Here is a 21359-nt window from a genome sequence, read left to right on the forward strand (position 1 = left end):
CCTTTAGACGTATATGTCGCTAGGGTGGGAGGCATGGTGACAGACGACGTATTTGCCGTCATAGCGGAATCCACCCGGCGGGACATCCTGGTGGCCCTTCGGGCAGGCGACAAAGCCGTGGGGGAATTGGTGGAGGAACTGGCGGCGAGCCAGCCCACCATTTCCAAGCACCTGAAAGTCCTCCGTGAGGCACAGCTGGTCAGCATGCGCGCCCAGGGCCAGAAGCGCTTCTACGCGTTGAACCGGGGCCCTTTGGAGGGCATCGCCAGCTGGCTGGAGACGTTCGACGTCGGCCCTGGCGCCAACGCCGCAGCCGCACCGGCCGGCCTGGATCAGTCGACGGCGGAACAGCCAGCCGCCGGTCAGGCAGTCCCCGCCCCGGCAGCCCCTGCCCACCTGCAGGAAGGCGTCGCCGCTGCCGCCGTGTCGCTGCCGCCGGCCCCGCGGGGGGCGGAGCCTGCTGCGGCGCAGGCGCCCCGGGAGGACGTCCCGGCGCCCCTCCTGGTGCGGGAAGGCGCCGAGCTGAGCCCCGCCGTCGTCATTCCAGGCGGCACTGCCGCCCCGCTGAGCGACGACACCGTTCCGCAGCAAATCGGACGCACCGTTGGCCGCGCCGCCACCAAAGCAGCCGACCTGCTGGCCAACCTCCCCAACCTGCCTAAATTTGGGCGCAAGAAATAGGGTTTGGCCGGAAGGAGCAGGGCTTACTTAGCCAGCAGCCGCACGTGGTCCGGGGTGAGCTCGGAAATCCGGCTGACACCCAGGAGCGCCATGGTGCGGGCCATGTCCTTCTCAAGGATCTGCAGGGCACGGTCCACGCCCGCGCGTCCGCCCGCCATCAGGCCGTAAAGGTAGGCGCGGCCGATCAGCGTGAAGTCGGCGCCCAGGGCCAGTGCCGCCACAATGTCCGCGCCGCTCATGATGCCGGTGTCCAGCATGATGGCTGCGTCGGTGTTGTCACCGGTGAAAGCCTGCTTGACCTCGGGGAGCAGGTGGAACGGGATGGGAGCCCGGTCCAGCTGGCGGCCGCCGTGGTTGGACAGGACCACACCGTCGGCGCCGTGGTCCACAACGCGGCGGGCATCCTCGACGGTCTGGATGCCCTTGACCACCAGCTTGCCCTTCCAGGTTTCACGCAGCCAGTCCAGGTCCCCGAAGGTGAGGGTGGGGTCGAACATGGAGTTGATCAGGTCTGCCACAGTCCCCGTGTAGCGGGACAGCGAGGCGAAGGTCAGCGGCTCGTGGGTGAGGAAGTTGAACCACCAGGCGGGCCGGTAGGAGGCATCCAGCACGGTCTTGAGCGTCAGCGCCGGCGGGATGGTCATGCCGTTGCGGACGTCGCGGAGGCGGGCCCCGGCCACGGCGGTGTCCACGGTGACCATGAGGGTGTCGTTGCCCGCTTTGGCGGCGCGCTCGATCAGCTCCAGTGAGCGGTCCCGGTCCGTCCACAGGTACAGCTGGAACCAGTTGCGCCCGTTGGGGGCAGCGGTGGCCACGTCCTCGATGGAGGCGGTGCCCATGGTGGACAGGGTGTAGGGGATGCCGGCGGCTTCGGCGGCCTGCGATCCGGCGTACTCGCCCTCGGACTGCATCATGCGGGTGAAGCCGGTGGGGGCGATTCCGACGGGGAGCCGCGACGGCTTGCCCAGGATGTCGGTGCTGAGGTCGATGCTGGAGACGTTCCGCAGGATGCCGGGCCGGAACTCGATGTCCAGGAATGCCTGGCGTGCGCGGCGGAGGGTGATTTCCTCTTCTGCGGCGCCGTCCGTGTAGTCGAAGGGGGCCTTGGGGGTGCGGCGTTTCGCGATGTCGCGCAACTCCCAGATGGTGCTTGCCCGCTGCAGCCGGGCAGCCTTGCTGAATTCCGGCTTCTTGAACTGCATCAGCGGCGCGAGGTCCGAGTACTTGGGAATGCGCCGTTTCAGGGCAGCAGGCAGGGCGGACGACGACGGGGCCTGGCCAGATGCCGGCGCTGCGGGAATGTCCGTGGTCTCCGGGGCCGGGGTGGCCTCCGGATTGTTGGGCTGGATGGTGTGGGTCATGGCTCCTCCTATGGTCCAACCACACTCTAGGTCATGTGGTCCAACCACATCAACTACTATTTTGTCATGCGTACTCACCAGCTGGTCCTGCACTGGATCGAGGACCGGCTCTCAGCCGGCGACCTGGCTGTCGGCGGCCGGCTCCCGGCGGAGCGCACTCTGGCGGAACAGCTCCAGGTCTCGCGGACCTCCGTGCGCGAGGCCATCCGGATCCTCGAAGCCATGGGTGTAGTCCGTTCAGGCGTAGGCTCCGGTCCCGACGCAGGGACGGTGGTGATCTCGGATCCCGCCGCCGCCCTCGGCTCAGCCCTTCGGCTGCATGTGGCCACCCAGCACCTGCCGGTGGCGGACATCGTGGAGACCCGTGTCCTGCTGGAGTCCTGGGCGGCTGCAAAGGCCCGCCGGGACGCGCCCGAGCTTGCGGAGGCGGCCACGCTCCTTTCCGCGATGGATACACCTGAAGGACTGCCCGCGCGCGATTTCCTGGCCCTCGATGTGCGGTTCCACCTGGCCCTGGCCAACGCCGCAGGCAACGCAGTGGTCAGCGCCATGATGGGATCGCTGCGCGAATCCATCCAGGGCTACGCCGCCGAACTGACGGGCAACCTGCCGGACTGGAACGCTACCGCCTCGCGTCTGCACGCCGAGCACCACGCCATCCTGGCGGCGATCAGGAAGGGCGACGGCGGCCGGGCGGCCCAGTTGGTGGCTGCCCATATCGAAGGGTTCTACAAAGAAGCCGGGCTGGGCAGGGATCACCCTGCCCAGCCCGGCCTGATCGGCTAGCGGACTTCGATGGCCAGTTCCTGGAAGTCGTCCTCGGCGTGCCGGCCCACGAGGATCCGGAAGGTGCCGCGCTCAAACTGCCAGCCGCCGTCGTAATGCGCGAAGGAACGGGCGGGAATCCGGACCTCCACGCTCTCCGTTCCGCCGGGCGCCAGGTGGGTTCCGGCGAAGCCGGCGAGCCAGCGGACGGGCCGTTCCACGGTGGATTCGGGCCGGTCCAGGTACACCTGGACTACGTCACGGCCGGAGCGGCTGCCGGTGTTGCGGACGGGGACGTGGACTACAACGTCGGAGCCGGCCGGGACCGATTCCCGTGCGTAGGCTGCGCCGAACTCGAACGTGGTGTAGCCCAGGCCGTAGCCGAAGGGAAGGGCCGGTGCGGCACCGCCCGCTGCCTGCTGCTTGAGCCAGGCACGGTAGCCGATGTGGATGCCCTCGGAGTACACCACCTTGCCGTCCACCGGGGTGGTGTCCAGGACCGGGACGTCCGCCAGGGCCGCAGGCCAGGTGGTGGGAAGGCGGCCGCCGGGCTCTTCGGCGCCCAGCAGGATGTCGGCGATGGCGCGGCCGAATTCCTGGCCGCCAAACCAGCCGAGCAGCACGGCCCCCACCTTGTCCAGCCACGGCATCAGGACCGGCGAACCGGAGTTCACCACCACCACGGTGCGCGGGTTCACCGCCGCCACCGCTTCCACCAGCTCGTTTTGCCGGCCCGGGAGGTCCAGGTCCTTGCGGTCGAAGCCTTCGGACTCGATGGCGGCGCTGGTACCCACCACCACCACCGCCACGTCGGCGGACCGGGCGGCCTCCACCGCCGCGTCGATCTCTGCCTGGGGGTCCTCCACCACCGTTTCCTCGCCCAGGAGGATGGCCGTAAAGGGGATGGCCTGCTGCTTGGGCAGCTCGTATACGGCCTCGATGCGCACCGTGCCGCCAGCGGCAGTGGTGACCGGGTGGACAGTCTTGGGCGGGTCGAACAATGCCGCGCCGAGCACGTCGGTGTCGTCCTCGATCTCGCCGTTGAACACCTCCTCACCGTTCAGGGCCAGCCGGATCCGGCCCACGGTGCCGATGCCCAGATGGTGGATGCCCGCCGTCGGGGCGGTCCAGTCCGTTTCCATCCGGATGGCAGCTGCGCCCTCGGGGATGCCCACGCCGAACCAGATCAGGTGTGAGGCCAGGCGGTCCTCGCCCGAAATTTCCGTCCCGTCCTCGGCCAGGAACGTCACCCGCAGGCCGGGCACACCGGAGACCGGGTTGTGCAGCGAGGTGCGGGGGAATGCCTGCAGGCCTTCCGCCACTTTCGCGCCGCGGGCGTAGCTCACGCTGACGCCCGGCAGTGCTTCGCGCAGGCCTTCGAGGGGGGAGACGTTCTGCTTGGGCATGACGGTGGCGCTGCCGCCGCCCTGGGTGCGGGCTTCCTCAGCGTTGTGGCCGCTGACGGCGACGCTGGCCAGGGCCGGGCGATCCAGCGGCAGGAGGCCGTCCCGGTTGCGGACCAGGACGGCGCCGCGGACTGCCACTTCGCGGGCGACGGCGGCGGCATTGAGCGGTGCCGGGAGTTCCGTCACGGAGGGGGAGACGCCGTTCAGGGAACCGACGCGGGCAGCAAGCCGGAGGATGCGGATGACTTTTTCGAGGATGGCGGACCTGCTGACCCGGCCGTCATTGACCGCCGCCAGCAGCTTGGGGCCCCAGTGGCCTACCGGCCCGGGCATTTCCAGGTCCTGGTTGGCGTTTGCGGCGTCGATGGAGCGGACCCCGGTCCAGTCCGAGACAACCACGCCGTCAAAGCCCCATTCCGTGGACAGCGGCGTCTTCAGCAGGTCGTTTTCGCTGGCGGTGGTGCCGTTGATGGAGTTGTACGAGCTCATTACCAGCCAGGCGCGGGCCTCGGTGACGGCGTCCTCGAACGCTGCCAGGTACAGCTCGCGCAGCGGGCGCTCGTCCACCACCGAGTCCGAGGTGAAGCGTTCGGTTTCGGCTTCGTTGGCAAGGTAGTGCTTGGGGGTGGCGCCCACTCCCATCGACTGGACTCCGGCGACGTAGCCTGCGGCCATGGTGGCGGTCAGGCGGGGGTCTTCGCTCATGCACTCGAAGTGGCGGCCGCCCAGCGGTGACCGGTGCAGGTTGATGGTGGGGCCCAGGACCGCGTGGACTCCCTTGCGCCGGGCCTCCTGGCCCAGGACCTGGCCGTAGCGGTGCGCGGTTTCCACGCTCCACGTGGCGGACAGGGCGGACGACGACGGCAGGGAAACGGAGTCGTGGCGCTCGTCGAAGTCTTCACCGCGGACGCCGGAGGGACCGTCGGACATGACAACCCGGGACAGGCCGATAGCGGGCAGGGCATGCGTTGCCCAGACATCCGCGCCGGTCAGCAGCTGGATCTGCTCTTCGAGGGAGAGGCTTTTGGCCAATTCCCGGATGCGGGCCTCGGCATCCGGCGTACCGGCGGCGGGAGCCGTGACGGCGGGGGAGAGGGTGGGATTCATTTACTTGACTCCTTTGATGCGGGTGACGAGGACGGCGCCGATGATGCCGACGACGGCTCCGCCGATGAAGAGGGCCGGGTAGCCGCCGAAGGTGATGACGGGGAAGGCGATGGCGGGTACCAGGGACTGGGGAAGCGCCTGGGCGATGTTGAAAACGCCGAAGGTCTTGGCGTTCTCACTGTTGGTTCCCGGCAGCAGGTCGGTGATGAGGGCAACGTCGACTGCCCCGAAGCAGCCAAGACCCAGGCCGGCCAGGGCCTGTCCCACCAGGACCTGGTCCGTGGTGCTGCTGGTGGCAATGACGATCAGGCCGGCCATCATGATGGCCGCGGAAGCAATGACCATGGCCTTGCGCTTGCCGATCCGGTCGCTGATCCAACCGCCGGCGATGCTGGTGACCACGGTGCCTGCGGAGCTCACCAGGGTTGCCTGGAAGACGAGGCCCGGTACTGCGGTTTCGGCAACGTGGAGGTGGTCGGCAAAGAAATAGGGCAGGTAAAGCAATCCTGCACAGTAGCCGATGTAAACGAGGAACTTGGTGAACCAGGCCCAACCCAGGCCGGGGTACGTGCGGGGGTTGAAGTAGAACGAACCCGCAATCTCCTTCAGGTTGAGCGGGGCGGGCTTTTCCGTCAGCACGCGGTCCTTGAAGGTGAACGCGAAGGCGAGGGTGACGGCAGTTCCTACGACTCCGGGGACCACCGCCATCTGGAAGGCGTTGTCGAACAGCTGGGCAAAGTACGCGGCGGCCACCAGGCCCACCGGCAGGGTCATCCCGATCAGGCCGGACAGGCGGCCTCGCTCGGCGGGGGCCGTCTGGTCCGGGAGGGTGGCCACCAGTGCCGCCAGCGCTGCGTTGAAGCTGAGCTGGGCGATGACCCAGGCAACCAGCACGCCGGTCACGTTGGTGGCGGAGCCCAGCAGGACGAGGGATGCCAGGCCTACCAGGGAACCGCCCACGATCCACGGCTTGCGCATTCCGAAGCGCGATGTTGTGCGGTCGCTGAGCCGGCCGAAGAAGGGGTTGGCCAGGAGCGCGATGAGTGCTCCGACGCCTGCCACCAGGCTAAGCGCGCCGGCGCGTGTCTCGGGGGTGGTGATTTCTGAAACCTTGATGGCCAGCACCACCAGGGCCGGGGCCAGGACGGCCATCCAGAGTCCGGCACTGGCGATGGGCATGCCGATGACGTAGGCCCGGGGTGTGCGGGTGGGCGCTCCCGCAGTAGCGGTTGAAACGGTGGTTGCTGAGGTTCCGCCGGCAGGCAGCCCTGCGGAATCCTCGGTGATGGTCTTGACGGCCACGGTGCCTCCTGACAAAAAGTGACCCTCCGTTGGGTCCTGCAAAAAGATGGTACCGGTAAAAACCGAGTGTGACTAGGTTTTCTCCAAAGGCGGTGAAATACACTGGGCTGATGCCCTCATCAAAGCCGCGCGGCCAATACGCCAAAGGAGCCGAGCGCCGCGAACAGATCATCCAGACGGCCACGGACGTCTTCGCTACTGAAGGCTTTGAAGGCACCGCCCTGAAGCGCGTGGCAGAGCTCGTGGGGGTGAGGGAAGCCACCCTTTTCCACTACTTCCGGGGCAAGCAGGAACTGCTGACCGCAGTCCTGGCTGAGCGGGACCGCCGCAGCCTGGCGGCAATGGGCGCCGAAGAAGCAGGGCTGGCGTTGATGGTGCGTTCTGCGGAGCGGAACCGGAGTGAACCGGGGCTCACCACCCTTTACGCCGTGGCGTCAGCCACCGCCAACGACCCGGGACATGACTCGCACGGCTACTTCAAGGAGCGTTACGGCGAGGTGGTTGACGTGCTGGCAGCTGACATCGAGCGCCGCCAGTCGGCCGGGCAGGCACGCTCCGACCTGCCGGCGGGGGACCTGGCCCGCCTGGTGGTGGCGGTTTCCGACGGCCTGCAGCTGCAATGGCTTTATGACAAGGGCGTGGATGTGGCCGATGGGCTGCGCGAGTTCATCGATGTGCTCCTGAAGCCGCCGTCCGCGTAGGGGGTATCAGCCGTGGACGGTGGTGCGCGGCGCCTTGGCAGGGCCGGTGCTGGCCCGGATTTCAAGGCGCGGCTGGTAGCGGCTGCCCGGGGTTTCGGTCCCTTCCTTCCGGATCAGGGCCCGGAGCTGGTGCCAGGCCTGCTCGCCCAGTTCGGTGATGGGCACCGCGCCGGTGGTGAGTGCCGGCGTCGTATACCTGGCGAAGGGGATGTCATCGAAGCCGGTGACGGAGATGTCGCCGGGAACGTCCATGCCGCGCTCGTGGAGGCCGCTCATCAGGCCCATGGCCACCAGGTCGTTGAACGCCAGGATCCCCGTGGCCCCGCTGGCAAGCACCGCATCCACGGCTTCATGCCCGGTATCGAAGTCAGAGCCGCCCTCCAGCATGGTGACGTCCACTTCGGGGTGGGCGGCCTTGAACTTCTCCAGGCCCTTGAGCCGCATCTCGTTGGAGGCGCTGCGGGGCGGGCCCGCCAGGAAGGCCAGGCGGGTGTGGCCTAGTTCCACCAGGTGTTCGGCGATGTCCTGGACACCTTGGCCGTAGTCCACTACCAGGCTGGGTACATCGGGCGCTGTGGTGGTGCGGTTGATCAGCACCAGGGGGTGGAGTGAGGGTGCAATCTCCTCGAGCTCCGCGTCCGTCATGCGCGGGGCGCACAGGACCAGTCCGTCGCAGCGCCGTCGCGCTTCGCCTGCCAGGATGGATTCCTCGCTGGACACCTCGAACGAGTCCGCAATGAGCACCCGGTAACCGTCCTGCGCCGCGGCCCGGCTCAGGCCGCGGAGGATCGCCTGGAACGTGGGGTTCGCAAGGTCCGGCACCACGATGCCGATGGTGTCCGTCTTGCCCAGCGCCAGGCTGCGGCCCACGGGGTTGGGCTGGTACTTCAGTTCCGCAGCGGCCGCACGAACCCTGGCTGCGATGTCCGGGTCCACGGTGAAGTTCCCGTTCATGACGCGGGAAACCGTGGCATGGGAAACTCCCGCCTTGACGGCGACGTCCGCGATGCCGATCCGGCCGCTTGCCGATTTTCTGGCCATGGAGAACCCTTCTTTTGCGCCGTTGGCCGGCGCCGCAGGCTAAATGTTGGTGTTCGCGGCACGCCGGCCTCCCGGCGGGTGCTGTGAAAGACAGCATATACGGCAGTGGGAAAGCGATTTCTACCTTCTTCCGGGTCATTTTCCCGTGTTGGGTGAAGGGGAGTCGTGATGCCTCGCAGGAAACCGCTTTCTTCCTTTCCTGGAAGTGGTTGACGGATGCGCCGACAGGTTGGTACAACTCTTATAGGGGAGTGAGAAAACGCTTTCTCGCTCCTCTGCCCGGTGCAGCAACGCGCCGCCGCCTGAACACCGCCGCCCTCCGCGGGATATGAGCTTTTTCGAAAGGGACCCCATGGTCAACACAGCCGAGACCACGTCGGCCGCAGCTGCTTCTCAGCCCGGCACTGCCGCCGGCGCCGAGACCGCCACCGCTGGAGGCACTGCCGCCCGGAAGGGCGGGAAGGCCCGCATTGCCCTGATCGGCACCGGCGGCCGCTCCGAAATGTACATCCGCGCCATTTACGGCAAGCATGCGGACACCGCCGAGCTGGTTGCCTTCTCGGATGTGAACCCCGGACGTGTGGGGTTCTACCAGAAGCTCATCCAGGAACTGGGCGCCCCCGGCCCGGTTGCGTCGTTCGACCCCGCCCAGCTCACCGGCTTCGTCCAGGCCAACAACATCGACCGGATCATCGTGACCACGCCGGACTACACCCACGCCGACTACATCGTGGAGGGGCTCCGCGCGGGCGCTGACGTCGTCGTTGAAAAGCCCCTGACCATTGACGCCGGGAGCTGCCGCCGCATCGTCCAGGCTGTCCATGAGACCGGCCGGAATGTTGTGGTCACGTTCAACTACCGCTACTCGCCGCGCAACAGCGCCCTCAAGGAAATCATCCAGAGCGGCGTGATCGGCAAGGTCACCTCCATCGATTTCAGCTGGGTCCTGGACACCGTCCACGGCGCTGACTACTTCCGCCGCTGGCACCGCGAGAAAAAGAACTCCGGCGGGCTGCTGATCCACAAGGCCTCCCACCACTTCGACCTGGTCAACTGGTGGATCGACGATGTTCCGGAGCGGGTCTTCGCTTCCGGCGGCCTGAAGTTTTACGGCGACACGAACGCTGCGGAGCGCGGTCTGGGCCCGCGGCCTGACCGGGGAACGCCCGACGCCGGTGCCCCTGCCGTCGAAAGGGATCCCTTTGCACTCGACCTGAGGGAGGACGAGCGGCTCAAAGCCCTGTTCCTGGACAACGAGCACTACGACGGCTACCGCCGTGACCAGGACGTTTTCAGTGGCGGGATCACCATCGAGGACAACCTCGCGCTGGTGGTGGAGTACCAGGGCGGACCGCGCCTGAGCTACTCCCTGAACGCCCACAGTCCCTGGGAGGGCTACCGGGTGGCGGTCAACGGCACCGAAGGCCGGGCAGAACTTGAAGTGGTGGAGCGTGCCGCCGTCCTGCACAGCACTGACCAGAAGACCGTGGTGGACCCCAGCGCCACCCCCGTCGAGGAGGACGACGCGGTCCGCCGCAACGGCGAACGCCTGGTGGTCCAGCGCCACTGGGAGGCCGCCTACGAAGTCCCCATCATCAACGGCGAGGGCGGCCACGGCGGCGGTGACGAACTCCTGCTTTCCGACCTCTTCAACGGCCCGGGCGAGGACCCGCTGGGCCGTCCCTCCGGCTACCTGGACGGGTTGCGTTCGGTGTCAGTGGGCATCGCCGGCAACCGCTCCCTTGAAACGTCCCTGCCCGTCCGGGTTGAAGACCTGGACCTGGGGGCCGACCTTCGCCGCGGGAGTAAGGGAAAGCCATGAGCAGGATATTCGTTACCGGCGGTGCCGGCCGCCTGGGCCGCAGCGTAGTTGCGGGGCTGGCCGGGGCGGGCCACGAGGTGATCTCCGTGGACCGCGAGGCCGTGCCCGCAGAACTGCTGCCTGCCGGCGTCGTTCAGGAAACCGCCGACCTCCTGGCCCCGGGAGAGGCGCTGCGCCTTCTCCGGGACGCAGCGCCCGACGCCGTCATCCACCTTGCGGCGATCGCGGTGCCGTTCAGTGCGCCCGAGGACGTCATTTTCGCCACGAACACCCGGCTCGCCTTTGCCGTCATCAGCGCAGCGACGGAGCTGGGGGTGTCCAAAATCGTCACGGCCAGCAGCCCCACTGTCCTTGGATACGGCTGCCCGGCCGGGTGGCTGCCGCCGTCGTTCCCGCTCGATGAACGGACCCCGCCGAAGCCCTGGAACGCCTACGCGCTGTCCAAACTCATCGCGGAGCAGACCATGCAGATGTTCGCCGCCGCGCAGGGGGAGAAGATCCGGTACGCCGCGTTCCGCCCCTGCTTCGTCATCTCGCCGGAGGAATGGGAAGGCGCGCCCACGCAGCAGGGCCACACCCTCGCCGAACGCCTGGCGGACCCGGCCCTCTCGGCCCCGGCGCTGTTCAACTACGTCGATGCGCGGGACGTGGCGGACTTCCTGGACCTGCTGCTCGAAAAGATGGAAGACATTCCCAACGGGGAAACCTTCTTCGTGGGAGCGGCAGACGCCCTTGCAACTAAGCCCCTGGCGGAGCTGATGCCGGCACTCCTTCCGGGCAGCGAGGCGCTCAGCTCCGGCCTCACCGGCACCAGCCCCGCTTTTTCCATAGCTAAAGCCCAGGAGCTCCTGGGGTGGCAGCCCAAGCGCAGCTGGCGCACAGAACTCAAGTCAACCCTCAACGACGAGGCCTCCGCGCTGGTAACCGCCGGCACCCGAGGCAAGGAGACATCATGAAATTCGACGGCGTACTGTTCTTTCCCGTGACCCCGTTCACCGCCGAAGGTGCCGTGGACGTGGATCTGCTCAAGGAACACATCAGCTCCCGGCTTCCCTTTGGACCGGGCGGAGTCTTCCCCGCCTGCGGCACCGGCGAATTCCATGCCCTCAGCATCGAGGAGGTCCGCACCGTGGTGGCGGCCGCCGTCGAGGTTGTTGCCGGACAGGTCCCGGTGGTGGCCGGTGCCGGAGGACCGCTGGGCCACGCGCTCGCCGCCGCCCGCGCCGCAGAGGAAGCCGGCGCCGACGCCCTCCTGGTGCTCCCGCCGTACCTGGTCACCGGACCAACCGACGGGCTCGTGGCCTACATCGAGGCGGTGGCCAACGCCAGCAGCCTGCCGGTCATCGTGTACCACCGCGGCAACGCCAGGTTCACGGCCGCCTCCATGGCCAAGCTGGCCGCCAATCCCAAGGTCATCGGGTTCAAGGACGGCCTGGGCGATGTTGGCCTGGCCCAGGAAATCGTCACGGCGGTGAAGGCTGCCGGCCGGACGGACTTCGCCTTCTTCAACGGCCTGCTGACCGCCGAACTGACCCAGGGCGCCTACCGCGGACTGGGCATCCCGCTCTACTCGTCGGCAGCGTTCGCCATGGCACCGGAGATCGCCAAGGCCTATTACGACGCCTACGTGTCCGGCGATGAGGACCGCCGCAACGCCCTGCTCGAAGGCTTCTACGCGCCCCTGGTCCGCCTGCGCGACCAGACCCCCGGGTTCGGGGTCTCCCTGATCAAGGCCGGCTTGAGGCTCGCTGGGCTGCCCGTCGGTTCGGTGCGTCCGCCGCTGGTTGATCCCACGGAGGAACAGCTGGTGGAGCTCAAGGCCATCCTCGCCAAGGGCTACGAGCTGGCTGGCCGCTGATGAGCGCACCGGCCGCGGAGACGGTCCGCACCGTTCCCCGCATTACCGGCCTGTCCACCCGTCTCCTGACGGTTCCGCTGCGGCGGAGCTGGGGTGTGGAGGCGCCCGAGAACCACGTGATCGCCACCGAGATCCACACGGATGACGGCGGCGCGGGGCACGGTTTTTCCTGGACGCCCACCATCGGCCCCCAGGCGGTCCAGGCGCTGCTTGACTACGACATCGCACCGTTCGTTACCGGGCTTCCGGCCAACCCGGAAATTGTTTGGGACCCGCTGTGGAAGCGGCTGCACGAAGCCGGCGGCGGGGGACTCACCACCATCGCGATGGCAGGCGTTGACCTGGCACTCTGGGACCTGCAGGCACGGCGGGCGGGGACGTCCGTCACCGGCCTCCTGGGCCAGCGGCAGGACTCGGCCGAGGTCTACGGGTCCGGGGTGAACCTGCACTACACGCTTGAGGAACTGGTGGCGCAGGTTGACCGTTGGGTCGCCGCAGGCCACCAGGCAGTGAAGATCAAGGTGGGCAAACCGGACCTCCGCGAGGACTATGAACGTGTTGCCGCTGTCCGGTCGGTCCTGGGCCCTGACCGCCGGCTCATGATCGACGCGAACCAGCGGTGGGACCTGCCCGCCACCCTTCGCGCACTGGATGTACTCGCCGAATTCGGGCTGGAGTGGCTGGAGGAACCCATCCGTGCGGACGACCTCTGGGCCTACCGCAGGCTCCGAAAGCATTCCCCCGTGCCCATAGCCCTGGGCGAAAACCTGCACACCATCTACCGGTTCCGTGATTTCATCGAGGCGGAGGCGGTGGACATCATCCAGCCCAACATCATCCGGGTGGGAGGCATCACCCCCTTCCGGCGGATCGTGGAGCTGGCACGGACCCACAGCATCAAAGTCATGCCGCACCTGCTGCCGGAACTGTCCGGCCAGCTGGCCCTGACCCTGGCGGAGCCCACCCTGGTGGAAGACGTCGAAGAGGCGTCCTTCGAACAACTGGGCATCCTTGCCGGGCCATCGCCGGTGCGGTTCCACAACAGCAGGGTGACCCTCATGGACCCTGCCGGGCTGGGCTTCCGCTTCAAGGACGAGCTGTAACGATGCATCCCAACACGACTTTCACTGGATAACGAGGTACCTGACGTGACAACTGCAACGCTTTCCCTGACCGAGCTCACTGCTGCCGCCACGGCGGCAGCGAAAATCTCCGCGGCTGCCTCCGACGCCGAACGTGCGGGCTGGCTCAACGCCGTGGCGGACGCCCTGGACGCCGACGCCGCCGAACTGGTGGACATTGCTGACACCGAAACCAGCCTTGGGGCGCCGCGCCTGACGGGCGAGGTGGCCCGCACCACCGGCCAGCTGCGCCTGTTCGCCCGCGTGATCACCGAAGGCTCCTACCTGGAAGCCATCATCGACCACGCAGACCCGGCGGCAACTCCGCCCAGGCCGGACCTCCGCCGGATCCTCAGGCCCATCGGCCCGGTGGCAGTCTTCTCCGCCTCCAACTTTCCGTTCGCCTTCTCGGTGGCCGGCGGTGACACGGCTTCGGCCCTGGCCGTAGGCTGCTCGGTGATCGTCAAGGCCCACTCCGGCCACGTGCGGCTCTCCGAACGGACCGCGGAAATCATGGCGGAGGCGCTCCGTGCCGCGGGTGCGCCGGAAGGCCTGTTCGCCCTGGTCAAGGGCCGCGAAGTGGGCACCGCCCTGGTCCAGGACCCCGCCATCAAGGCCGTGGGCTTCACCGGCTCCATCCCCGGCGGGCGTGCCCTGTTCGACCTTGCCACCTCCCGCCCCGATCCCATTCCGTTCTACGGGGAACTGGGCAGCCTCAACCCTGTGGTCATCACCGCGGCAGCACTGAAGGCCCGCCCCGCGGAACTCGCTGCCGGGCTGGCAGGCTCCTTCACCCTGGGCGCCGGGCAGTTCTGCACCAAGCCGGGCCTGGTGTTCATCCCGGCCGGGACGGACTTCGCTGCGGAGGTGGCTGCTGCCAGCAAGGACAAGCCCGCCCTGGGCATGCTGACCACCCGCATCGCGGAGGCGTACCCGGACGGCCTGCGCAGCTTCGCTGCAGTGGACGGCGTGGACGTGGTGGGCGGCAGCGTCGACCAGGACGCAGTGGCCAACGGCGCTGCCCCGGTGGTCTTTTCCACCAGCGTGGCAAAGGTCCTGGGGCGGCCGGAGCAGCTGCTCGAGGAATGCTTCGGGCCCACCACCATCCTGATCGAGTATGCGGACCAGGACGAACTGGCTGCCGTCCTGGCCAAGGTCCCGGGCAGCCTCACGGCCACGCTCCACAGCGAACCGGGCGAGGACATCACCGGCCTGGTGGATCAACTGTCCGGGCTGGCCGGACGTGTCCTGTTCGAAGGCTGGCCCACAGGTGTGGCCGTCAACTGGGCGCAGCAGCATGGCGGCCCGTACCCGGCCACCACATCGCTGTTCACCTCGGTGGGGGCGACGGCGGTCCGCAGGTTCCAGCGCCCCGTGGCCTACCAGGACGCCCCGGAATCGGTGCTGCACCCCGCGCTGCGCGAGGACAACCCGCTGGGAATCCCGCGGCGGGTTGACGGGGAACTCCGGCTCCCCTGAAACGCCCGCTCACTTTTGCCCAATTAAACTGGATCGCCCGCTCACTTGCGGCCGCACTGACGGCCCCGAGTGAGCGGGCGTTTCGGTTTTAAGCCCCAAATGAGAGCGGGCGTTGGGCCTAGAGCTGCAGCGTCACCGGCCGGGCCAGCCCGTTCACGGTGGCCACCGGCCAGCGCGGGTCCACGGTAAGGACGCGAAGCCCGGTCTCCGTGAGCTGCACTGTGTCCTCGATCTTGACGCCCGGCCCCGACGGGTTCCACGTGAAGGCCTGGTCCAGCACCACCGTGTCGGTCACAGTAGACGTCACCCGGGGATCCCGGCCGGCGTAACCGGCCGGTCCGCCCTGGTGGTGCTGCTCCCACTGGTCCGCCCCAAAACCGTGCCGCACGTAGGCGGCCTGGATCTCGGCAAAGATCCGATCCAGCGACGCCCCCGGAACCGTGGCGTCGAAAATGTCCGCCTCCACTGCGGCGATGCGGGCCTCGGCGTCGCGCTCCTCGGGGGTGCCGGCGTCGAACCTTATCCAGCGGGTGATGTTGGCAACCAGGCCGTCCCGGCGGGCGCACACCACGGCCATGGCGCGGCGTCCCAAGGGGGAGTGGGTTGCCAGGGGGTGCCGGAAGGCACTGCGGGAGCTGCCGTTGCAGAGGAGAACCAGCGGTTCGGCGCCGGCGGCCACTACGCGGGCAGCCAGTGCAGAAACCAATTCAAACTCTGTGGTGTCCCGGCGGGCTGCGGACAGGACATCCGTCATCATGCCGGCCAACTCCGCGCCAAGCAGCGAGTACCGCGCACCCTCGGCCGGGAGGAGCTGCTGCCGGGCCGCGCGCAGCTCCGCTGTGACGTCGCTTTCCGCCAGCGGCGGCTGGGAGCTATTGCCGGCGGCGGCCGCGGCCTGGGCCAGGTTGCCGTACCAGGGCACACTGTGGAGGTTGACCCCGGGAGGCAGTTCCTCCGCAGCAATGCGGCCGGCTTCGTTATTGAACGTCACCAGGTGGTCGCCGTAGCGGTCCACCAGCAGGGCGGCGATGGGATCACCGGCCAGGCTGATGTGGACCCGGCTGCCGTCCAGGTACCAGGTCAGGGCCGTGTTGGTGGTGAGGAGCAGTGAATCCCGCCCGGCTGCAGCCAGGATGTCCAGCACACGTTGGCGCTTAATGGCCCGGTCGGCCGGCGACCCGGGCGCCAGGCGTCCCCCCTGCGGTGGGGCGGCGGTGGTTGATGTTTGCGTCATGACGGGTCCCCCTGTTGGTTGATGAGTGCTTCGATCTCGGGTGTGGCCAGGATTCCGTCAGCCACGAAAACGGTGATGTGCCGCCGTACCGGACTTCCCGGGCGGGCGATGACGGGGGCGTCCCATGCCAGTGACTGGCCGATGCCCGGGTAGCCGTCCACCCGGACGAACCATGGGTCGGTGCAGTCCCCTGGAGCGACGAACACCAAGGTGGCCGGGCCGCCGTCGAACTGTCCCGACCATGCAAGCCAGCGCGCAACGCTGCCGTGCGTCTCCGCCTCGCCGGTGCCGGCCGGCGTCCATACGGCGGCGTCCGCACAGTGGGGCAGGCGCCAGAAGAAGCCGCCGTAGCCGCCTTCGAACCGGCCGTTGGAGCCGGGGCTGCCCAGGCTCACCGGCTTGTCCCCGGACGGGGACAGCGCGAAGTCCAGGGACAGCTGCCAGATGGAAGGCGCGACGCCGGACCATGCCCAGGTGCGTTCCTCTAGGAGGACGGGGGAGCCGTTGGGTCCGTTCCAGCTCAGGGTCTGCTGCAGACGGCCCTCGTGCCCGCTGCCGGCGTCAGGCTGTTCCAGCGCGGTGCCCGTGCTGGCGATGCTGCCGTGGTCGGGGCGCCAGACGTATGCCCCAGCTTCCCGGGTATAGGTGCGGCCGCCCCAGAAGTTCACCCCGTCCACGTCCTGCAGCGCCACGCCAACGCCCAGGTGCCACACGTGGTCCAGCGGCTGGTGGTCCGTCACCACCGTGCCGCCCAGCGTCCTGACGGGATGCAGGTAGGGCCGCGGGGAGGAGACTGCGCGGATGTGGCTGCCGTCCTGGTAGTCCGCCACCGGCTGGCCGTCCAGGGCCAGCGTGTGGACGGGCGGGAGGCACCGCGCCCAAGGGACACCGAGCTCTGCGAATGTGGCCTGCGCTTTGACGGCGCGCTCCATGAGGTCACTGATGCCCTGGACCACGGGGTGCGCGTCGTCGCCTTGGCCCTCCCAGGAGACGTACTGCGGGTCGATCGGTGTCGGTGCCGGGGAGGTGCGGATGGCTTCCAGCACGGCGGTGAACGCCCCGGTGTCTGCCAGTGCGGACAGCAGCGGTGCCCCCGTGGCACGGGCGTCCAGCAGGTTTTCCAGGAGGTCGGTCCGGCCGTACGTTTCGCGGCGCTCGCCGCCAGGCGTGGAGATAAGGACCTCGTCTTTTGTGTAGGAGAGGGTGATGTCGCCCAGGGTTCCGTGGACGGTGACGGTGGGGTCCAGTTGTTCGGGGGCGCAGAGCGTGAGGGCGCACAGCAGGGCGGATCCCTTGGCGGTGCGGATCCGAAGCACCGAGGTGTCGTCGCTTTCGGTCTCGTGCGCGCGGTACAGGTCCGTTTCCACGGAGGCGACATCCGCCAGGGAGTGGGCACCGGCCACATGCAATGCGGTGGCAACGGCATGGGCCAGCGCATTGGTGGCCACGCCGTCCACCACATCCGTGCCGTCCAGGCTGCGCTTTCCGGCCCAGCGGGAACGCTTGAAATAGGCCTTGGTCCGCAGCCACTGGCCGGTGGCGCTGACACCCAGGACGGTGCCGACGTCCCCGCCGTTCACCGCGTCCCTGATGGCGGGCAGGGCATGCGATCCCAGGCTCTGGAAGCCCACCTGGACCAGCCGTCCGTTCTCCTCCGCCGCTGCAAGGACTTGGCGGAACTGGGCCAGGGACGCCATCGGCGGCTTTTCGACGTAAACGTCCATCCCGGCTTCCAGGGCGGCGATCGCCAGTGGGGCATGGGTTTGGATGGGCGTGGCAAGAATGACGACGTCGACCCCCGGCTGTGCGGCCAGCAGGCCTTCCAGGTCCGGGAACACCGCCACCGACCGGGCCAGCGTGCCGGCTTCGGGCGGGTTGGGATCGGCGACGGCCACCAGTTCCAGGGCTCCGGCCTTTTCGAGCCTTGCCAAATTGGCGAGGTGGTGTTCGCCGAAGCCGTGCACACCCACCAGGGCGATCCGCGGGATTGCAGTGGGCGCGCCCTGGTGGTGCGCGAATTCCGGTGAAGACTGTGTTGTCACGGGCGTCCTTGGGGAGCTGATGGAAGGGTGGTCAGTAGGCCAGCGTCTTGGCCAGGAAATCAGTCGCCTCGGCCTGCATGCCCGCAGTGAAGACATGGCCGCCGGGCCAGAAGCTGCCGGTGTACATGTCCGTGCCGGCATGCAAGGCTTCCAGCCGACGGTGTGCCTGGCGCATCCCGTCCTCTGGAAAAAGTTCATCCGCGAGGGCGTACTGCACCAGAAACCGGGCAGCCGCTGACCTGCCGGTAAGATCCGGCCAGTCGCCGAGCTTCCACAGCCCCGGAGTCTGCAGCAGCCAGGAGTGCGCGTCCAGGTAGGCCGGGAAGAGTGACTCGAAGGTGGTCATCATGCAGGTGACCACCGCAGCCCGGATCCGCGGGCTGAGGGCGGCGAGGACCAGGGACCGGCCGCCCCCGCCCGAGAACCCGATGCACCCCAGGTTCTCCTGCTCCACGCCGGGCAGGGAGGCCAGGATGTCCAGGGCGGCGAGGTCGTCGTACGCCACCGTGCCGGCGAGGCTGGTGCCGAGCAGGCCTGCGGCTTTGGCAACCGTATCCTCGTGGAAGCCGGCGGCCGCGTTGTACTCATCCGCGTCGGAAGGCACGACGCCGTCCTCCCGCCACTGCGACTGCCTTGCCGCTGCCGCGGAGGCGGTCCGCCACGGGGGCGTTGAGAGGTCGAATTTACGGCTGCCCCAGGCGAAGGTGTCGTGGGCCAGCACCGCGAAACCGCGGCGGGCAATATCCGTGGCCAGGGCGCGGCCGTCATAAAGGCCGGTGCGGGCAGCGGTTGCTGACGGGTGGCCCTCCGGGAGCTCCACCAGCCGGTCCGCGCCGCCGAACTTGTTGCCGCCATGGCAGTGCAGTGCCAGGACGCCCGGCAGGGAACCGGAATGTCCAGCCGGCCGGACCAGCCACGCTGTAGTCCGCGGCCCGAAGCCCAACTGCCAGCTGAGCTGGGAGGTGGTGGCGCCGTCGTACGTTTCCTCCCAGTGCACCTTCACCTCTGGCAGCCCGCCAGCGCCCGGTACGCCCAGGGCGTCGGAGAGCTCCTGTGCCGCGGCCGTTGAGGCTCGGTGGCGGGGATGCTCGCGGATGTAGGCAGGCCAGTCATCGTGGCCTGGGATGGCGCTGGGGCGCGGTGCAGACGTCATGCTGCCTGCCTCCTTTCGGTGGGGAGATCTTTCCGAAGAGTACCTCCCTGCCGGTTCCCCGTGCGCCACGGGAGAAGTAACAGAAAGCGTTTTCTGAAAAACTAGCAAAGGGCTATACAGCCGTCAAGAAACCGTTTACTTTGGTACGGAGCCGCTTTTTTGATGGCAGCGCGGCGGCCGGAGTCCTGAAGCCTTTCCAGGCATCAGCCCGGCCGCCGCAGGTGCCGGATCCCCATCGCCCGGCGATGACAGCAACGTGGAGGCCACGATGACCAAAGGAGACCACATGGCCGCAAAACACATCCCCAGGACACCGCGTCCGGCCAAGGTGCCGGATGCCGTGCGCCTGGCGTCCCGGACGGAGCAGTTCCTGTGAGCGCCATCAGCGAGCTCAGCTCCATCACCCGGCGGAAGGGCAAAGCCACCGCCGAGGAAAAGAAGGCCAACAGGCGGGACAATAAGGCCGCCTATATCTTCCTGCTGCCGTGGCTGGTGGGCCTGGTGGCCATCACCATCGGCCCCATGCTGATGTCCCTCTACCTGTCCTTTACGGACTACAACCTGCTCCAGCCGCCCGAATGGACGGGGCTGGACAACTTCACCCGGATGCTCAGTGACGCCCGGCTGCACAACTCGCTGCGGGTCACTTTCACTTATGTCTTCGTCGGTGTGCCTCTGCAGCTCGCCGTTGCGCTGCTTATTGCGCTGGTGCTGGACAAGGGGCTCCGCGGCCTCCCGTTCTACCGATCGGTGTTCTACTTGCCGTCCCTCCTGGGCGGTTCCGTTGCTGTTGCCATCCTGTGGAAGCAGATCTTCGGCACCACGGGCCTGGTCAACCAGGTCCTGGCCATGTTCGGAATCCAGGGTCCGGGCTGGATCTCGGATCCGAGCACCGCTTTGGGGTCGATCATCCTGCTGCACGTCTGGACGTTCGGCGCACCCATGATCATCTTCCTGGCCGGCCTGCGGCAGATCCCCACCATGTACTACGAGGCAGCCAAGGTGGATGGCGCCAGCACGCTCCAGCAGTTCTGGCGGATCACCATGCCGATGTTGAGCCCGATCATCTTCTTCAACCTGGTGCTCCAGATCATCGGTTCCTTCCAGTCATTCACCCAGGCGTTCATCGTCTCGGGCGGCAACGGCGGGCCCTCGGACTCCACCATGTTCTTCACCTTGTACCTGTACCAAAAGGGCTTCGGCCAGTTCGATATGGGCTACGCGTCCGCCATGGCGTGGGTGCTGCTGCTCATCATTGGCGTCTTTACCGCCATCAACTTCATCGCTTCTAAGTATTGGGTTTTCTATGACGACTAACCTGGAGACGCTGCCCCCCGCGGACAAAAAGACCGCGGGCGCCGGCAAGCCTAACAACCGCAAGCGGCGGGTCCGTGAATCGCGTGGGACACTGGCCTTCAGCCGGGCCCAGCGCGGCAAATCGCTGATGAAGCACGGCATCCTGATCCTGGCCGGGGCGCTGATGATCTATCCGCTTCTGTGGATGGTGGTGTCCTCGCTGCGGCCCAACGAGATGATCTTCCGGGAGCCGGGCCTCTGGCTCAACAGCCTGGAGATGGGCAACTATACGTCCGGCTGGTCCGCCCTGACCCACCCCTTTGGCCACTACATGCTGAACTCGGCCATCGTGGTGATTGGCTCCATCCTGGGGAACCTTGTTTCCTGTTCCATGGCCGCCTACGCCTTCGCCCGGCTCCAGTTCACCGGGAAGAAGCTGTTCTTCGGCATCATGCTGCTGACCATCATGCTGCCGTTCCACGTGGTGATTGTTCCGCAGTACATCCTGTTTTCGCAGATCGGCTGGGTGAATACCTTCTGGCCGCTGCTGGTGCCCAAGCTGCTGGCCACGGACGCGTTCTTCGTCTTCCTGATGGTGCAGTTCATCCGCGGCATCCCGCGCGAACTCGATGAAGCTGCGCGGATTGACGGTGCCGGCCATCCGCGCATCTTCCTGCGGGTCATCCTGCCGCTGATGGTGCCGGCGCTGGCCACCACCACCATCTTCACCTTCATCTGGACCTGGAACGACTTTTTCGGGGCCCTGATCTACCTCACCGATCCGGACATGTTCACCGTTCCGGTGGCGCTGCGGGCCTTCGTGGATTCACAGTCGGCCACCAGTTGGGGATCGTTGTTCGCCATGTCCATCGTTTCGCTCCTGCCGGTCTTCCTGGTGTTCCTCTTCGGCCAGCGGTTCCTCATCAAGGGCATCGCCACCACAGGTATCAAGTAACCCCCAGGCAATGCCCCTCAGGGGTCCGCCCCGGC

17 protein-coding genes are annotated in these 21359 nt (G+C 67.6%); 10 read left to right on the top strand and 7 right to left on the bottom strand.

Annotation, left to right across the window (positions count from 1 at the left end; translation table 11 throughout):
* Window positions 1-33: 33 nt before the first annotated feature.
* A complete protein-coding gene (locus ACR65J_RS10915) occupies window positions 34-681 on the top strand; it encodes an ArsR/SmtB family transcription factor (RefSeq protein WP_440168587.1) in 648 nt (215 codons plus the stop codon).
* Window positions 682-704: 23 nt separating this feature from the next.
* On the opposite strand, the gene ACR65J_RS10920 is transcribed toward ACR65J_RS10915, so the two are convergent.
* Window positions 705-2042 (bottom strand): alpha-hydroxy acid oxidase, encoded by a 1338-nt coding sequence (locus ACR65J_RS10920; RefSeq protein ID WP_440168589.1) that lies wholly within the window; start codon window positions 2040-2042, stop codon window positions 705-707.
* Between the two features lie 66 nt (window positions 2043-2108).
* Here ACR65J_RS10920 and ACR65J_RS10925 point away from each other — a divergent pair, with 66 nt between their 5' ends.
* Window positions 2109-2828 (top strand): FadR/GntR family transcriptional regulator, encoded by a 720-nt coding sequence (locus ACR65J_RS10925; protein ID WP_440168591.1) that lies wholly within the window; start codon window positions 2109-2111, stop codon window positions 2826-2828.
* Here ACR65J_RS10925 and ACR65J_RS10930 read toward each other — a convergent pair.
* Window positions 2825-5320 (bottom strand): beta-glucosidase family protein, encoded by a 2496-nt coding sequence (locus ACR65J_RS10930; RefSeq protein ID WP_440168593.1) that lies wholly within the window; start codon window positions 5318-5320, stop codon window positions 2825-2827. The two genes, ACR65J_RS10925 and ACR65J_RS10930, sit on opposite strands and share 4 nt — an antisense overlap.
* Window positions 5321-6622: an MFS transporter gene (locus ACR65J_RS10935; protein WP_440168595.1), complete on the bottom strand. Its 1302-nt coding sequence runs from the start codon at window positions 6620-6622 to the stop codon at window positions 5321-5323.
* Between the two features lie 110 nt (window positions 6623-6732).
* Here ACR65J_RS10935 and ACR65J_RS10940 point away from each other — a divergent pair, with 110 nt between their 5' ends.
* Entirely contained in the window at window positions 6733-7323 is a 591-nt protein-coding gene (locus tag ACR65J_RS10940) for a TetR/AcrR family transcriptional regulator (RefSeq protein ID WP_440168597.1), read from the top strand.
* Between the two features lie 6 nt (window positions 7324-7329).
* On the opposite strand, the gene ACR65J_RS10945 is transcribed toward ACR65J_RS10940, so the two are convergent.
* Window positions 7330-8364: a LacI family DNA-binding transcriptional regulator gene (locus tag ACR65J_RS10945; protein ID WP_440168599.1), complete on the bottom strand. Its 1035-nt coding sequence runs from the start codon at window positions 8362-8364 to the stop codon at window positions 7330-7332.
* 352 nt (window positions 8365-8716) lie between these two features.
* Between ACR65J_RS10945 and ACR65J_RS10950 the strand changes: the two genes are divergently transcribed.
* Genes ACR65J_RS10950 through ACR65J_RS10970 form a run of 5 tightly spaced genes read left to right on the top strand, consistent with a single transcriptional unit; the run spans window position 8717 to window position 14644 of the window.
* Entirely contained in the window at window positions 8717-10186 is a 1470-nt protein-coding gene (locus ACR65J_RS10950) for a Gfo/Idh/MocA family protein (protein WP_440168601.1), read from the top strand.
* Window positions 10183-11142 (top strand): NAD-dependent epimerase/dehydratase family protein, encoded by a 960-nt coding sequence (locus ACR65J_RS10955; protein WP_440168603.1) that lies wholly within the window; start codon window positions 10183-10185, stop codon window positions 11140-11142. The genes ACR65J_RS10950 and ACR65J_RS10955 overlap by 4 nt, the downstream gene beginning before the upstream one ends.
* On the top strand, window positions 11139-12044 hold the full coding sequence (locus ACR65J_RS10960; RefSeq protein ID WP_440168605.1) for a 5-dehydro-4-deoxyglucarate dehydratase: 906 nt from the start codon (window positions 11139-11141) through the stop codon (window positions 12042-12044). The genes ACR65J_RS10955 and ACR65J_RS10960 overlap by 4 nt, the downstream gene beginning before the upstream one ends.
* Entirely contained in the window at window positions 12044-13147 is a 1104-nt protein-coding gene (locus ACR65J_RS10965; protein WP_440168607.1) for a mandelate racemase/muconate lactonizing enzyme family protein, read from the top strand. The genes ACR65J_RS10960 and ACR65J_RS10965 overlap by 1 nt, the downstream gene beginning before the upstream one ends.
* A gap of 45 nt (window positions 13148-13192) precedes the next feature.
* Window positions 13193-14644 carry an aldehyde dehydrogenase (NADP(+)) gene (locus tag ACR65J_RS10970; protein WP_440168609.1) on the top strand — a complete coding sequence of 484 codons (1452 nt, stop codon included), beginning with the start codon at window positions 13193-13195 and terminating at the stop codon, window positions 14642-14644.
* A 118-nt stretch (window positions 14645-14762) separates the two neighbouring features.
* On the opposite strand, the gene ACR65J_RS10975 is transcribed toward ACR65J_RS10970, so the two are convergent.
* The 3 genes from ACR65J_RS10975 to ACR65J_RS10985 are packed head-to-tail and all read right to left on the bottom strand — an operon-like array spanning window position 14763 to window position 19073.
* Entirely contained in the window at window positions 14763-15878 is a 1116-nt protein-coding gene (locus ACR65J_RS10975) for a M24 family metallopeptidase (protein ID WP_440168611.1), read from the bottom strand.
* A complete protein-coding gene (locus ACR65J_RS10980; protein ID WP_440168613.1) occupies window positions 15875-17920 on the bottom strand; it encodes a DUF6807 family protein in 2046 nt (681 codons plus the stop codon). The genes ACR65J_RS10975 and ACR65J_RS10980 overlap by 4 nt, the downstream gene beginning before the upstream one ends.
* Window positions 17921-17951: 31 nt before the next feature.
* Window positions 17952-19073, bottom strand: a complete 1122-nt coding sequence (locus tag ACR65J_RS10985; protein WP_440168615.1) for an acetylxylan esterase — start codon at window positions 19071-19073, stop codon at window positions 17952-17954.
* Between the two features lie 372 nt (window positions 19074-19445).
* Here ACR65J_RS10985 and ACR65J_RS10990 point away from each other — a divergent pair, with 372 nt between their 5' ends.
* The gene (locus tag ACR65J_RS10990) at window positions 19446-20390 is read left to right on the top strand and encodes a carbohydrate ABC transporter permease (protein WP_440168617.1); all 945 of its coding nucleotides are present in this window, start codon (window positions 19446-19448) and stop codon (window positions 20388-20390) included.
* Window positions 20380-21324 (top strand): carbohydrate ABC transporter permease, encoded by a 945-nt coding sequence (locus tag ACR65J_RS10995; protein WP_440168619.1) that lies wholly within the window; start codon window positions 20380-20382, stop codon window positions 21322-21324. The genes ACR65J_RS10990 and ACR65J_RS10995 overlap by 11 nt, the downstream gene beginning before the upstream one ends.
* The last annotated feature ends 35 nt before the right edge of the window (window positions 21325-21359 follow it).

The organism is Arthrobacter sp. SAFR-044 (genome assembly GCF_059414985.1).

Bases quoted from the DNA above. Each gene is read 5' to 3' on its own strand.
- ACR65J_RS10975 (WP_440168611.1), bottom strand. From the start codon at position 15,878: ATGACGCAAACATCAACCACCGCCGCCCCACCGCAGGGGGGACGCCTG.
- ACR65J_RS10945 (WP_440168599.1), bottom strand. From the start codon at position 8,364: ATGGCCAGAAAATCGGCAAGCGGCCGGATCGGCATCGCGGACGTCGCC.
- ACR65J_RS10965 (WP_440168607.1), top strand. From the start codon at position 12,044: ATGAGCGCACCGGCCGCGGAGACGGTCCGCACCGTTCCCCGCATTACC.
- ACR65J_RS10960 (WP_440168605.1), top strand. From the start codon at position 11,139: ATGAAATTCGACGGCGTACTGTTCTTTCCCGTGACCCCGTTCACCGCC.
- ACR65J_RS10950 (WP_440168601.1), top strand. From the start codon at position 8,717: ATGGTCAACACAGCCGAGACCACGTCGGCCGCAGCTGCTTCTCAGCCC.
- ACR65J_RS10955 (WP_440168603.1), top strand. From the start codon at position 10,183: ATGAGCAGGATATTCGTTACCGGCGGTGCCGGCCGCCTGGGCCGCAGC.
- ACR65J_RS10995 (WP_440168619.1), top strand. From the start codon at position 20,380: ATGACGACTAACCTGGAGACGCTGCCCCCCGCGGACAAAAAGACCGCG.
- ACR65J_RS10920 (WP_440168589.1), bottom strand. From the start codon at position 2,042: ATGACCCACACCATCCAGCCCAACAATCCGGAGGCCACCCCGGCCCCG.
- ACR65J_RS10985 (WP_440168615.1), bottom strand. From the start codon at position 19,073: ATGACGTCTGCACCGCGCCCCAGCGCCATCCCAGGCCACGATGACTGG.
- ACR65J_RS10915 (WP_440168587.1), top strand. From the start codon at position 34: ATGGTGACAGACGACGTATTTGCCGTCATAGCGGAATCCACCCGGCGG.
- ACR65J_RS10925 (WP_440168591.1), top strand. From the start codon at position 2,109: ATGCGTACTCACCAGCTGGTCCTGCACTGGATCGAGGACCGGCTCTCA.
- ACR65J_RS10930 (WP_440168593.1), bottom strand. From the start codon at position 5,320: ATGAATCCCACCCTCTCCCCCGCCGTCACGGCTCCCGCCGCCGGTACG.
- ACR65J_RS10940 (WP_440168597.1), top strand. From the start codon at position 6,733: ATGCCCTCATCAAAGCCGCGCGGCCAATACGCCAAAGGAGCCGAGCGC.